Annotated in this window: 10 protein-coding genes; 6 read left to right on the top strand and 4 right to left on the bottom strand. The window is 66.9% G+C overall.

Annotation, left to right across the window (positions count from 1 at the left end; translation table 11 throughout):
• Position 1 precedes the first annotated feature (1 nt).
• The gene (locus BLU27_RS16290) at positions 2–1,273 is read right to left on the bottom strand and encodes a glycosyltransferase family protein (RefSeq protein ID WP_092654544.1); all 1,272 of its coding nucleotides are present in this window, start codon (positions 1,271–1,273) and stop codon (positions 2–4) included.
• A 429-nt stretch (positions 1,274–1,702) separates the two neighbouring features.
• Between BLU27_RS16290 and BLU27_RS16285 the strand changes: the two genes are divergently transcribed.
• The gene (locus BLU27_RS16285; protein ID WP_092654543.1) at positions 1,703–2,740 is read left to right on the top strand and encodes an NAD-dependent epimerase/dehydratase family protein; all 1,038 of its coding nucleotides are present in this window, start codon (positions 1,703–1,705) and stop codon (positions 2,738–2,740) included.
• 33 nt (positions 2,741–2,773) lie between these two features.
• On the opposite strand, the gene BLU27_RS16280 is transcribed toward BLU27_RS16285, so the two are convergent.
• Positions 2,774–3,283 (bottom strand): GAF domain-containing protein, encoded by a 510-nt coding sequence (locus tag BLU27_RS16280; RefSeq protein WP_241827464.1) that lies wholly within the window; start codon positions 3,281–3,283, stop codon positions 2,774–2,776.
• 350 nt (positions 3,284–3,633) lie between these two features.
• Between BLU27_RS16280 and BLU27_RS16275 the strand changes: the two genes are divergently transcribed.
• Positions 3,634–4,242, top strand: a complete 609-nt coding sequence (locus tag BLU27_RS16275; RefSeq protein WP_157728580.1) for a hypothetical protein — start codon at positions 3,634–3,636, stop codon at positions 4,240–4,242.
• Positions 4,243–4,245: 3 nt separating this feature from the next.
• Here the strand turns inward: BLU27_RS16275 and BLU27_RS16270 are convergent, their stop codons facing one another.
• Complete coding sequence (locus tag BLU27_RS16270; protein ID WP_092654540.1) at positions 4,246–5,619, bottom strand: glucose-6-phosphate dehydrogenase; 1,374 nt, start codon at positions 5,617–5,619, stop codon at positions 4,246–4,248.
• Positions 5,620–6,060: 441 nt separating this feature from the next.
• Between BLU27_RS16270 and BLU27_RS16265 the strand changes: the two genes are divergently transcribed.
• Positions 6,061–7,122 carry a Gfo/Idh/MocA family protein gene (locus BLU27_RS16265; RefSeq protein WP_092654539.1) on the top strand — a complete coding sequence of 354 codons (1,062 nt, stop codon included), beginning with the start codon at positions 6,061–6,063 and terminating at the stop codon, positions 7,120–7,122.
• Between the two features lie 537 nt (positions 7,123–7,659).
• Here BLU27_RS16265 and BLU27_RS16255 read toward each other — a convergent pair.
• Complete coding sequence (locus BLU27_RS16255; protein WP_092657793.1) at positions 7,660–8,544, bottom strand: zinc metalloprotease; 885 nt, start codon at positions 8,542–8,544, stop codon at positions 7,660–7,662.
• Positions 8,545–9,092: 548 nt separating this feature from the next.
• Between BLU27_RS16255 and BLU27_RS16250 the strand changes: the two genes are divergently transcribed.
• The 3 genes from BLU27_RS16250 to BLU27_RS16240 all read left to right on the top strand — a co-directional run bounded on the left by BLU27_RS16250 (position 9,093) and on the right by BLU27_RS16240 (position 14,052).
• The gene (locus BLU27_RS16250) at positions 9,093–9,653 is read left to right on the top strand and encodes a hypothetical protein (RefSeq protein WP_092654537.1); all 561 of its coding nucleotides are present in this window, start codon (positions 9,093–9,095) and stop codon (positions 9,651–9,653) included.
• Positions 9,626–10,150 (top strand): hypothetical protein, encoded by a 525-nt coding sequence (locus BLU27_RS16245; RefSeq protein ID WP_092654536.1) that lies wholly within the window; start codon positions 9,626–9,628, stop codon positions 10,148–10,150. Before BLU27_RS16250 ends, BLU27_RS16245 begins: the two co-directional genes overlap by 28 nt.
• A 197-nt stretch (positions 10,151–10,347) precedes the next feature.
• Positions 10,348–14,052 (top strand): heparinase II/III domain-containing protein, encoded by a 3,705-nt coding sequence (locus BLU27_RS16240; protein WP_092654535.1) that lies wholly within the window; start codon positions 10,348–10,350, stop codon positions 14,050–14,052.
• Positions 14,053–14,055 lie beyond the last annotated feature (3 nt).

Raw genomic sequence — 14,055 nt, 5'->3', positions numbered from 1 at the left:
GTCAGCCGTCGACCAGGAGTTGTGGGTCCCCGACCGAGGCCGGGACGGGCGCCACCACCCGCGCCTCGGATCTCGGCTTCACCTGGTGCAGGCCGGCCAGTAGCCGCTGGGCCGCCACCTCGCGGCCACGCAGGTCCGGCGGGTAGTCCGCCGTAGGGGACTCTCCGGCCAGGATCCGCGCGGCGGCAGCGCCGAGCGCCTCCCCCGCGAGTTCGTCGGGCGGCAGCCAGTGCACCCAACCTCGCTCGGCGAACAACCGCGCCCTGAGCTGCTGCTCCGCGCTCGGACCGCTGCGCGGCACCAGAAGAGCGGGCTTGTTCTGGCTGAGGATCTCGACAGTCGTGTTGTAGCCGGCCATCGCGATGACCAGATCGGCCGCCCCGATGTAGCTCAGCGAATCGCCGACCGCCGGGAGAATGTGGACCGGCAGGTCACCTGCGCGAGCCGCAAGGCGGCACCGCTCCTCCTCCGGGAGGAAGGGCCCGGTGACGAGGACGACGACGCACGGCCTGTCGACGAGCAACTTCGGAAGCGACCGAAGCAGTGCGTCGAACAACGGGTAGGCGTCCGCGCCTCCACCGGCCATCGCCACGACGAGGGAGGAGTCGGTGGGCGCGCCGTCGAGGTAGCGTTCGCGCACCTCGGCGTGATCCTCGCTCGACTCCGTCGCGCACACGTATCCGCAGTAGCGCACCCGCTGGGCCGTGGCCGCCGGCCAGTCGTACTCCGCGGCCACGTCGTACACCTCGCGCGAGCCGTAGACGAGCACGTCGTCGTAGTGGCGTTCGATCGTCTCGAACGCCCCTTCGAGCCGCCATCGCCGCCGAACCGTCTCGGGCGCGTCGAGGATGTCGCGCAGGCCGAGCACCACGCGCACCGGTCTGGACCGGGCTGCCTCCAGGGCAGGGACCAGCTCGCCCATCGCACCGGTGGGCATGTGGTCGACCAGGAAGACGTCCGGGCGGAAGTTCACCATCGCGCTACGGATCAGTTCGCGGCGCAGGGCGAGTACGTCGTCGAACGGCGACGACAGGGCGACCGGATGCCATAGCCCCGGACCAGTTTTGCGGATACACGGCAGCTTCAGATAATCATGGCCGCCGGCGGGCGAGAAAAACTGGCCCAGCGGCGAGTCTGAGATGGTCAGCGTGCTTGCGGGCACACGGGAGCGGAGGAATTCGGTTGCGAGCAGCGTCGTACGCCGCATGTGGCCCAACCCCAGACCATCCTGGGAGTAAATGAGCAACCTGGCCTCGGCCGCGCTTTCCGCCATGGCTTCAGCTCCCGCCCGTATGTGTGGCCACGCGAAAGGACCGCCACAAACAATTGTGTGGAACACCGCTTTCACGGCGTCAAGAAGTAGTCATATCGTGGAGGCCGGTTGCTTGTCTTCCCTTTACCTTCAGTTCACCGCCCGGGGGCCGACGAGTTGCCGGTTTCACGCTCGACTGGTCGATCACTGATCGTTTGTGTCCAACCAGTCGGCCACACTCCCCCTTCTTTGCCCGACCAGCGGTTTCGTCGGGACTTTTCAGTTGCTTTGCATTCGGCACTCGACCAGGTAGCCGGTCGGTTAACGTGCACTGAACGACTCGCCAGCACTCACGTTCCGACCACAAAAAGTTTCCCATCAAATTCGGGGCACCAAAGTCGGGCACGAAACTCGCGCACCACAGCGGTGCAGGGAAAGCCGGAGAGAAAGATGCGATATCTCGTGACCGGGGTCGCCGGTTTCATCGGAAGCCAGGTGGCCGAGCACCTGTTGCCGCGCGCGACGGAACTGATCGGCGTCGACTGTTTCACCGCCAATTATCCGCGCGCGGCAAAAGAGGACAACCTCCGGCAGCTGCGGTCGAAGCCGAATTTCTCCTTGCTGGAGATCGATCTGGGTGCGGCGGATCTGGCCGAGATCGTGTCCGGCGTCGACGTCGTACTCCACCAGGCGGGCCTTCCCGGTGTGCGGCCTTCCTGGGGGCGGGGGTTTTCCGAGTACGTCACCCACAACGTCGTGGCGACCCAACGTCTGCTCGAGGCGGCCAGGAACGCGGGCGTCCGCAGGTTCGTCTACGCGTCGAGTTCGTCCGTCTACGGCAACGCCGCGAGCTATCCCACGTCCGAGGAGGCGCTGCCACGACCGTTCAGCCCGTACGGCGTCACCAAACTCGCGGGCGAGCACCTCTGCGGCGCCTACGCCGCCAACTACGGCCTGTCCACGGTGTCGCTGCGGTACTTCACCGTGTACGGACCACGCCAGCGACCCGACATGGCGTTCCACCGGTTCGTCGAGGCGGGGTGCCGGGGCGCGCAGATCAAGGTGTACGGCAGCGGGGAGCAGGTACGCGACTTCACCCACGTTGACGACGTCGTACGGGCCAACGTGCTCGCGACCGAGGCCGATCTGCCACCTGGCAAGGTGCTCAACATCGCCGGCGGAAGCCGGGCGAACGTCAACAGTGTGCTGAACCTGTTGGCCGGACTCGTACCGTCGCCCTTGCAGGTTGCGAGGGTCGATCACCAGGCGGGCGACGTCGAGGAGACCTGGGCCCGCTGCGACGAAGCTCGCCGGCTCCTCGGCTGGACACCCACGGTCGACCTTGTGGACGGACTGGCCAGCCAGGTCGCCTGGCATCGGACCCGGCTGGAACCGGTTCTGGCTGGGAGAACGAACGGCGAACACGAACCGGACCGCAGCGTCGTCCCGGCTCCCGTGCCACGCAGGCCCGCGAACGCCCGTGGATGAGCGAGGCGTCTTCCCGGCCGATTGGAGCTGTGGTCAGACCGCAGAGATCGGCCGCACCCGCCAGCTTTGTGCGTCCGGCAACGGGAAGCCGGGATCGGGAAGACCATCCGGGAACTGTTCGAGGGCAGCGGCTGCGAGCTTGCTGATCTCCTCCAGCGCGGCGACCTGGAAGTGCCACGGGCGACGTGTCTGTGCCCAGTACGCGCCCAGGGCCCCGAGTGGAGCGGGACTGAGGATGGGGGCCATGACAAGGCTCCGGACGAACGTCGGACGGTACGCCTCGCCAGGGATGCGGCGGTCCCGCCGGATGTCGGTGATGACAACGGTGCGGCGGTTCAACATCGCCCAGCCGCTCACGCACTCCCGGACAGGGAAACGCTGCCCCTTCCACAAAGGGCTCATCGCGTCCTCGTCCGCGTAATAGCACATCTCGTGGTCGAGAAGAACGAAGGTCGAGCCGTCCGCCGCCAGGATCCGGCGAACGCCCCTTTTCACGATCCTCTCGACATCTTCGACAGCGCGGGCCTTTTCCAGTTCGCCCACGATGCTCCGAATACTGAGACTGGCTCCCATACGCGGACACCTCCCGGCAATCGGACCGGCCCTGAAACCTCGGGATTCGCAGTCCCGGCGTACCAGGCTCGCGTCCATCACGTTCAATGGAATCAGGCTAGGGCGGGGTGGGACGAATCAGCATTGCGGGTCCCGCGTATCTCTTCGTCGCGATCGCCTCAACACCACCGTCCTGGTAGCCGGTAGGCGGCATCGGAAGCGAGCCGCGTCACCGTGTAACCATGGGAGCAACCGAACTGTTCGTGCATGTCGCGAGCCATCGCGTGCCCAGGCAGATGTCTCACCAACCCGCGGGCGGCCCCACGGAAGGCAGGTGGCAGATGGCCGACTTGTTCAAGTGGGATCAGGACCTTCTGAGTGGGGAGGCCTACGACGAGCTCCTCACTCGTTTGGAGGCCGGTGGCGCGGGCTCACCTGCCGGTCGCTTTTACCACGTGTGCTACGGACGTCCGGATCACCTGAAGATCGTCGACGTCTGGGATTCTCCGCGGCACTTCCAGGAATTCGCCGAAGAGCTCATGCCGGTCCTCGTGGACCTCGGAGGCAAGCCGATGGAGGCCGACGTCTGCCCGGTCTACGACATCAGCAGGCCGCCATGGAAGGGCACCGCGACGCCCGGGTGCCTCCTGGCCAGGTTCGAGCCGCCCGGCATGAACGGCAGCCAGTACGAAGAGATCATGAAGCGCCTCGCTGAAGCCGGCTACGGCGAACCCCCCGAGCGGCTGTACCACGTCTGCTACCGCGAGGAGCGCGGACTCCGAATGATCTCGGTGTGGCAGAACGGGCAAGCATACCGGGCATGCTTCGAACAGGTTGTCCGCATATGCCTCGATCTGAGGATCCCCGGAGTTCCACTCGCCGAGCCTGCGGTCCAGGACGTTCACCACCTCATCGACGGGTCGCCGCTCGTCCCCTCCTCCCGCTCGTAGCCCTTACGCGGTCGGGTCGTGCCAGGTCACGCCGTCAGGGAGGAGGCTGTCCGCTTCGCCTGGTCCCCAGGTGCCCGGCTGGTATGAGTGGACGGGTGCCGCGTCGCCAAGGACGGGGTCGACGACCTTCCAGGCGGCGTCTACGGAGTCTTCTCGGGCGAAGTAGAAGTCGTCGCCGTCGAGGGCGGCGCCGATCAGCCGGTCGTAGGGGCGTGGATCCAGGCCCGGTTGCTGAGCGAAGGTGAGTTCTTCGGTCTGGGCCCGCGCGGCGATGCCGGGCCGCTTACCGGCCAGGGTGAGGGTCATCGCGGTTTCAGGGCGTACGCGGAACCGCAGCTCGTTCATCTGGCCGAAGTTCTCGATGCCGCAGACGTCTCGTGCCGGCGGGCGAAACCGGATCGTGAGCTCTGTCGCGGTCACCGGCATGCACTTGCCGGCTCGGATGTCGATGGGAACGCCGGACCAGCGTGGCGAATCCGAGGTCAGCCGAACCGCGACGAACGTCTCGACCGTGGAGTCCGGTGCTGTTCCGTCGACGTCTCGGTACCCGACGTACTGACCTCGAACCACCTCGTGTGCGCGCAACGGCCGCAGCTCCTGCATGGCGCGGGTTCGCTCGGATCGCCATGTCCGCACACCCAGCCTCGGCTCGTCGGCAAGGACGCTCACCAGAAGTTGCAGCAGATGGTTCTGCAGCACGTCCCGGATCGCGCCGGTCTGCTCGTAGAACGCCCCGCGGTCCGCGACACCGAAGTCCTCGGCCATCGTGATCTCGATGTGCTCGACGTAGCGCTCGTTGAGCAACGGGTCGAGGATGGAGTTGGCGAATCGCGTATAGAGGATGTTCTCCAGCGATTCCAGGGCCAGCCAGTGGTCCACGCGGAAGATCGCGTCCTCCGGGAAGACCTTGTGCATGGTGGCGCTCAGCTCTCGTGCGCTGGCGAGGTCCGTGCCGAACGGCTTCTCCACCATCACCCGCGAATCACGCTGCCGTCCGACGGATGCGATCCCCTCCGCGATGCGTCCGAACAGACTCGGGGGCACCTCCAGGTAGAAGAGCGTGCCCCGCCGCTCTCCGAGCCGGTCGGAAATGGCCTGGTACGTGGTGTCGTCGTCGAGGTCGCCGGCCACGTAGTCGAGCAGACTCACCAACCTCGCGGCAGACTGGCCGCGTGTGTCGATGCCTGCGCGCTGCAGGGACTTTCTCGCGTAGTCGCGAAGATACTCGCGCGACCTCTCATGGTGTCCCACTCCGATGATGGGAAAGTCCAGCACGCCTCGCTCGACCAGGCTTACCAGAGCGGGGTAGGTCTGCAGCATGGCCAGGTCACCGGTCGCACCGAAAATGACCATGGAGTCCGCTCGTTGGTCGTTCACGGGTATCACCCGCCCCTTCGGCTGGCTGTTTCTGGGCCCTTGACATCGCGTGACAGCACCCCAGCGCCCCTCACGTTCAACGTACGTCGCACTCCACCCAGCTGATTGCCGACTGCTCTGCACGCGGCCCTGCGAAGCCGCCGCGCGGCTCGGTCGAAGCCGTACGCAAAAGGCGCGGACCCGAGAAGTAACGATGAACTTCCTTAACGGCGGAGACCTGAGGTTCGCCCCGGACCTCCTCCGCGGGGTTGGCCTTTCGACGGCCGGCCCGCGACCATCGGTTGCGGGTCCAGCGGAAGAGAGAGCCACACAGCGAGTGGCCGCACGTGGCTCCGTCGCAGGACACATCCGGCTAAGGTTGCCGCTCAGCGGAATCGCCAGCACAGTAGGCATGTACTCATCGGCAACCGCACGGACGTGCGTACCGCATCGAGGTGAACCATGAGTCAGCGGGTTCTGGTGGTCGGGCTGGGGAACATGGGCATGTCCCACGCGCTGGCCTACGCCCGCATCCCGGAGTACGACGTGGTGGGTGTGTGCACCCGGCACGTGACGGACCTGGACCTGCCCGAGCCGCTCAAGGACGCGAAGAGGTTCACCAGCTACGAGGAGGCACTGAGCGAGCTACGTCCGGACGTCGTGTCGATCAACACGCTGCCCGACAGCCACGCCGCATACGCCATCCAGGCGATGGAGGCCGGCGCTCACGTCTTCGTCGAGAAGCCGCTTGCCGAGACCGTGGAGTCGGCGCGGGCCGTCGTCGACACCGCGCGGCGTACCGGACGGAAGCTGGTCGTCGGATACATCCTGCGCCAGCACCCGTCCTGGACCGGATTCGTCGAGATCGCGCGTCAGCTCGGCGCTCCGCTGGTGTTCCGGATGAATCTCAACCAGCAGTCCAACGGCGAGACCTGGGACTGGCACAAACGCCTCATGGGCAGCTTCCCGCCGATCGTCGACTGCGGAGTGCACTACGTCGACGTGATGTGCCGGATGACCGCCGCGAAGCCGGTGCGCGTGCACGCCATCGGCGCCCGGCTCACCGACGAGGTTCCGCTGAACAACTACGGCATGCTGCAGGTCACCTTCGCCGACGGCTCGGTCGGGTGGTACGAGGCCGGCTGGGGCCCGATGATGAGCGAGACCGCCTTCTTCGTCAAGGACGTCATCGGCCCGAACGGTTCGGTGTCGATCGTGATGGCGGAGTCGAGCGACGTCGCAGTCCGCTCCGACGACATCAACGCGCACACTCGTACGAACCAGATCCTTTGGCACCACGCCGAGAAGTCCCCCGACGGCACCTACGACCTGCGTGACGAACGCATTGACATGGCAGACGAACCCGACCACGACGAGCTCTGCGAGAAGGAGCAACGGCATCTGCTCCGGGCGATCATCAACGATCTCGACCTCGGCAGCGAGATGGACGACGCGGTCACCAGCCTGCGCATCGTGATGGCGGCGGACGAGTCCATCGCCACGGGACAGGTGGTCGACCTCTGACCTCGCCTGTGCTCGGCTGTTGGCCCGGTCCCGGTTCGCACATCGCGAGCGGCAACCTGATGGTGGCGCCGAACGCGCGCAAGGTGTGGGTCGAGCACTGGGCGAGTACCTGCACGTCATGTTCCACGACCTTCGCCGCTGACGTCAGCGCGGCCGGCTGGGTCAGCTGCGACGTATCCGGACGACGTCCGGTGTGGCCTCCACGATCTCGAATCCCTCGGCACCGGTTTCCGGTTCGCCGAACCTCCCCGTGCCGAGGCGCCGTAGGGTCGCCCTTGGCCGTGTCCGGTCATCGGGTCCGGGTGGGGACACAACCACCTGGTCACCGTCGAACGTGAGTCGTTCACGACCTCTTCGCGCCGGAGGGAAGGGAAACGTGGCGGTCGGTCGATAGACCTCGATCCCCGAAGCGTCCTCTTCGTACGAGTGGGTCCAGTTGCCGCGGATCGGGCCCTGATCATCGGGCGCGCTCATTGTCCGAACCTCTCCGTCGCGGGTAAGCAGCCCGCTCCCCCCAGTAGTATCCACGACGGACGGTCACGCAGATGAAACAGGAGCCTCCTCACCAATCGAACTGCGCGGGCCTTCCAGGCATGCCTGCATGCGCGCCACCTGCCCGGCCGAGAACATCACCATGGCCGCGTCGTCGACATAGTCCATGTAGTTCATGAACATGTCGCCATCCGGCCCGTTGTCACAACTGACGTGCGGGAAGGTGGGCCTCCCGTAGTTCGGGCCGCCCTGGTTCGGAGTGTCGGACACGTTGTCCGTGCCGGTGCAGCCAGTGCCGTCGTCGCCCCAGATGTGATTGAGGTTGAGCCAGTGGCCGACCTCGTGGGTGGTCGTACGGCCAAGGTCGAACGGAGCGGCCGCCGTGCCGGTGGTCCCGAACCCCGAGTGCAGGATCACGACGCCGTCCGTGTCCGGCGGGCCGCCGGGGAACTGCGCGTACCCGAGCAGGCCACCTCCCAGCGGGCAGACCCAGATGTTGAGGTAGTTGGCAGCCGGCCACGCGTCGAGCCCACCTGAGCTGGACGACTTCACAGCGTCGTCGTCGCTGAACGACTGCACCGACGTCTGCCGACGCTCTGTCCCGGTGGTCGGCGATCCGTCCGGCGCCGTCTCGGCAAGGAAGAACTCGGCCCGAGCATCACTGGCCAAAGCGAGAAACGCGGACGGCGTGTTGCTCACATCGGCGTTCGTACGCCGGAAGTCCTGGTTCAGCACCTCGATCTGGGACGTGATCTGATCGTCGGCGATGTTCTGGTCCGCGGTGTTCCAGACGACATGAACGACCACGGGAATGCGTGTCACCCCGTCCCGGCCGGCGCCCTGGATCAGGCGCATGGTCTCGTTCTCGATCAGGTCCCGGGCGTGAACGTACTCTGGACTGGTCGAGAGGAGGCGCCGGTGCACGTCCATGGTCGCGCACCGCCGAACGGTTGGCGTGTCCCCATTCGGTGTCGCGTCGATCTCCGAGCCGTTCGTTTCGCCGTTGGAGCTCATGGGTCAGTCCCTGTCTCTTCGAGGAGGCCGCGCCGACGGACGTTCGCCCTGTTCGAGTGCCTCGTGCGTCCGGAAACGTCGCTCGTCGCGCCAACCAGCGGACTGGGTCCGTTGAAGGAGTACTGAACCGAGCCAGCGGTGTCAACCCACGTCGGCCGGCGTCCGGCGGCGTTGACCACCAGAACTGCCGGCGCATGTGGGACCTGTACGCCGACCTGTCGATTGCGTCAAGCCGCTCCACGCAGCTTTGACCAGCCTGTCGACCAATCCAAGGTGGGCGTACTTCTTTCCTGAGTCATCATCGACCGGCGTCGATGGCCCGGTGCGGCCACCTCTGCACTTTGGGTCTTGCCCGGAAACTCAGGCCCTGCCCATCTTCGGGCTGGTGCAGCCGGCCGCATTCCGTTCACCCGGGAATGGCAGTCGCAACTCCCCCAGCTGACGCGAAGGACAACTTCGCAGCTGTGCCCGCGGTCGTCTCGGCGGCCGGACCGGCCGGCGAGTTGGGGCCGAACGTCTTCGGTGCAGACAGTCTCGGCGTCGCCGAGCAACTTCCGGTTGACGACGACGAGTTCGAGCAGACCCCGTCCGCGTGGGAGCGGGTCGTCGAAGCCCCGGCATCGGTGGAGATCCGTGTCGGTGCGGGACGGAACGGCGGTGGTGGGGCGGTCATTATCGTCCCAGAACAGGCGCCGGTCGCCTGGCCGAATGTGGGGCAACGACTGGCCGCGTCGGCTGTGCGAACGCTGCTGCGCATGTCAGCGTGGGTGCGTACCAGGGAGGCGGCCGACGGGTACGGCGCCTATCTCGCCATCGACTACCTCGACGCCGCCGGCAAGCGGATCACGTGGTCACAGTCGGGTTCGCTCTGGAGCACCCACGACTGGGTCCGGATCGAGATGCTGGGCGAGGTTCCGCCGGACACCACCACGATCGCGATCCGCCTGCTCCTGGACGGACACGGAGAGGCCGCGTTCGACGACGTGTCGCTGGAGGCATGTATGCGTTCGCACCCCGCGCCCTGACGGCGCAGCAGCGCGGCATCGTGGAGGAACGACTGTCGGCGTTGCGGCCGTCGTGGGTCCGGGTGTTCACCGACACGACCTGGTGGGTCTCCGGCGAACGCCATGACTTCGGCGGCCCGATGGTGCAGGCGCTGCTGGCGGACCTTCGCCTGTACGGCAGTCTGGGCACCCGGGCTAACCTCGTGATGTGGCGGCCCCTGGACTGGTCACCGGATCGCTACGCCGACCTGGCCGACCACCTGGTGGCACTGCTGAGCTGGCTGTGCTTGGAACGCGATGTGGACGTCGAGGTGGGAGTTCTCGGCCAGGCATCACGAGCCCTGCGCTATCAGCTCGACGAGAGCTCGGTGTCCGACGCGATCGCCCAGCAGCGAACGGTGTTGCGTCCAAGGCCCGCCAGGACTGCCGACCAGCGGGCGCTCATCGACGTCGTGCCGGCCGAGTCGATGGTGGTGTACCGGCTCCCACCGGCGCTCGCCGGCTCCCCCGCTCGTTGATTCGCCGGGTGGCCCGGTGCGGCCAAGGCACGACTTTAGGTCTTGCCCGAAACCTCCTCCGTGTCTATGTTCTGGCACCAAGAAGCGCGCGGCGCCTCTACTCAGTCGATGCAACCCGGACTGAGTGCACCGCGATCGACAGCCGTGAACCGCTGCCGTCGACGTACCGGCCGATACGACCCAACCGAGGTGCTTTCATGAGCGGATACGGCGAACCCGTGCCACCGTCGCGGGGTGGTTTCCAGCCCAGTCGCCGCGACGTCCTGCGGTACGGCATGCTCCTCGGCACGGCTGCGATGCTGCCGCCCCTCGTTCCCGACCCGGCGGCCGCGACCACGGTCCTGGCCGCCCCGACGGTCGCGCCCGCGCTCGCTCTCGCAGACGTACCGACCAAGGCGAAGCCGACGATCTACACCGACGAGATGGTGGCGGCGGCCCGCCGCAACGTCGAGCAGTACGACTGGGCGAAGGAGGCCCGTGACGCCGCCGTCGCGAAGGCCGAGCCCCTTCTCGCCAAGGGCGACGACTGGCTCTGGAAGCTGGTCACCGGCCAGGGCCTGCCGCGCAGCTACGCCGTGAACCAGGACCTCGGCTCCCCCGTCACCGGCAAGGACATCTACCGTTTCGGGAACTACCCGTGGCTCGCCGATCCGATCAAGCAGCCGTGGAAGCTGATCGACCCTTCGGTACCGGAGGACTCCGGGCGGCCGCGGATCTACCCCACCAACGACTTCGGCGCGTTCTACGCGAGCGGTCTGGACGAGCACGGCAACTTCGACCGGGCGCGCGCCGACCGCAGTCTGCTCGTCAACGAGCTGTACCCGGAGAAGGGTCCGACCTGGGGTGTCGACGACGGCTTCGGCTGGGTCGACGACCACGGCGCCAAGTGGACGTTCGTCCCGTACTACAACCACTGGCTGGTCTGGTACAGCGCGACCGCGCTCTACTCCGGCGCCGCCTCCATCTACAACGGACTTCCCGCACTGCGCGACGCCTTCATCACCACCGGGGACGTCAGGTACGCCCACGCGGGACTGATCCTGCTCGACCGGATCGCTGACGTGTACCCGTCGATGGACACCACGCCGTACAAGCGATCCGACGGCTACCTCCACTCCGACGGCCTGAGCGGTAGGGGGAAGGTGGTCGGCTGCATCTGGGAGACCGGGCTCTCCCAGCTGATCTGCGACGCCTACGACGCCTTCTTCCCGGCGATCGCGAACGCCGACGAGGCCGACGTGGTGCCCTTCCTGTCGGAGAAGGCCAGGCAGTACGGCCTTGCGCCGAAGGACTCCCCTGCCGCGATCCGGGTGAACATCGAGAACGGCATCCTCCGGCAGGTGTACCCCAACGTCCAGGCCGGCAGGATCCGGGGCAACTTCGGCATGCACCAGCGGTCGGTCACCCTCGCCGGTGTCGTACTGGACTCGCCGTCGGAGACGAAGGAGTGGATCGACTTCGTCTTCAAGACGGGCAGCCTGGGTCCTCCGCCCGAGTACCGCGTATCGGGCGGCGACGTCTACCGCACGCTCGTGGACGTCGTGGACCGCGACGGCATGGGCAACGAGGCCTCGCCGGGATACAACCGGCTGTGGATCGGCCACATGCGTGGCATCGCCGACGTCCTCGACGGGTACACCGGTTATCCCGCTGCGGACCTGTACGAGCACCCGAAGTTCCGGAAGATGTTCCAGGGCATGCATCCGCTGGTGATGCTGGGTGCCTACGTCCCGCAGATCGGCGACACCGGCTCGACCGGCGCCCCCGGCCTGTTCGGCTCCCCCAGCGAGTTCTTCTACTTCTTCGAGAAGTTCGGCCTGCCGGAGTACGCCCAGATGGCGTACCTGATGAACGGCAACAGCACCGACAACCTCTACGGCAACCTCTTCAGCCCGGACGTTCCCGGCGTCCAGCAACGGATCCGCAAGGTCATCGCCGAGCACGGCACGTGGCAGCCGCCCAGTGAGAACCTCACCGGGTACGGCATCGCCATGCTGCGTGACGGCGTCGAAGACAAGGCGCGCGACCTGTGGGTGTACTACGGCCGCACCTTCGGGCACGGCCACCTCGACGCGCTCAACCTCGGCATGCACGGCTTCGGCGTGGACCTGTTGCCCGACCTCGGCTACCCGGAGTTCGCCGACGCCAGCATCCGTACGCAGGAGTGGAACCAGAACACCGTCGCCCACAACACGGTGGTGGTCGACAAGCGGCCACAGGCCGAGCAGTGGGTGGGCACGCCGCACGGCTTCGCTGCCGGTGATCGCGTACAGCTGTGCGACACCTCGGCGCCGGCGGCGTACACCCAGACCAGCACCTACCGACGGCTCTCGGCGATGGTGAAGGTCGACGACACCGACTTCTACGCGTTCGACGTGTTCCGCGTCGTCGGCGGCACCGACCACCACTTCTCCTTCCACGCCGCGGAGGGCCCCGCGACTGCCGAAGGGCTGACCCTCGTCGACCAGCCCACCGGGACCTACGCCGGCCCGGACGTACCCATGCCGCCAGACGACGCGCCGTACCGCAGCAACGCCAGCGGTTTCGACTGGCTGGACAACGTGTCGCGGGACACCAGTCCCACCGGGCGATTCAGCGTGGACTGGAAGGTCAAGGACACCTGGGGCGTGCACGACCCCGACCCGAACCTCCACCTGCGGCTCACCATGCTGTCCGAGGTGGACGATGTGGCGATCTGCGACGGCACTCCGCCTCGCAACAAGCCGGGCAACCCGCCGAAGTTGCGCTACCTCCTCGCCCATCGGCAGGCTCCCGCGGGGAAGCAACTCACCAGCCAGTTCGTCTCGCTCATCGAGCCGTACGTCGACCGCCGGGTGGTGCGGTCGGTCTCGATGCTGCCGGTGCGGGCCATCGACGGCACCATCGCCGCGCACGAGGCGGCTGCGGTACGCGTGGAGCTGACCAACGGCCGCGTCGACCACATCGTCAACTCGCTGCGGACCGACGTGATGTTGAAGGTCGAGCTCGGCAACCGCCAGGAGCTCAGGTTCCGCGGTTCGTTCGGGATCTACTCCACCCGCGGCGGTGCGCCGGAGTACGCGTGGACCCACGGGGCGAGCTTCCTGGGACCGCTACCACAGATGCAGGGCCCGGCCGCCGCGACCGGCACGTTGCGGGACTTCACCCGCGACCTGTCGGTCAGCAACCAGCTCACCGTCAAGCTCGACGCCGGAGTCCCGGCCGGCCTGAAACTGCAGGACAGCTACGCCTACGTCACCGTTCCCCAGTCCACGTACGCGAGGATCGCGTTTCCGTCCAGGACCCGATCGCAGGCCGGAGACTTCGGCGCGCTGACCCAGCAGATCACCGTCGACCAGGCGACCTCACATCAGCTGTCGGTGAGGGTGAACGACGACTTCGCGGGAGCCACGGCCGGCTACTTCTTCGTGCAGGTGCTGATCGACGGCGCGGTCGTGGTCGAACGAGACGTCGCCGGCGCGGGCGAGTGGCGAGTGCTCACCGCCGACGTCACCGGACCGCTTGCCGGCAAGAGCAGTGCCGTACTCACGTTGCGACTTCTCAGCAGGAAGGCGGTCAGCAACTTCGGCGTCGCGGTGATGTTCGACGACGTGGCCATCTCCGGAACCACCGTCGAGAACGCCGACTTCGAGGACATCTCCTCCCCCGCCTGGCGGCCCGAGTCGAACTCGCCGAACTTCGCCGTCAACCCACGGGCCACCGCCGACACCAACGCGCGCAACGCCGTCTACCGCGTCCACGGTGCACGCTTCACCGACGACACCACGGTGGTGCTCGACATCGGCGACATCACCACTGTCCGCGGGTACGCCGACCCGAACGACTTCGGCAGGGGCTTCCGTTACGACGTGGCCGAAGGCGCCCGGGTCGACATTCCGTACACCCGAGAGTGGCGGTCGTGAGCG

Source organism: Actinopolymorpha singaporensis (genome assembly GCF_900104745.1).
GTDB lineage: Bacteria > Actinomycetota > Actinomycetes > Propionibacteriales > Actinopolymorphaceae > Actinopolymorpha > Actinopolymorpha singaporensis.
The sequence above is the reverse complement of the archived record's forward strand: the minus strand, read 5'-3'. Positions and strand labels throughout refer to the sequence as shown.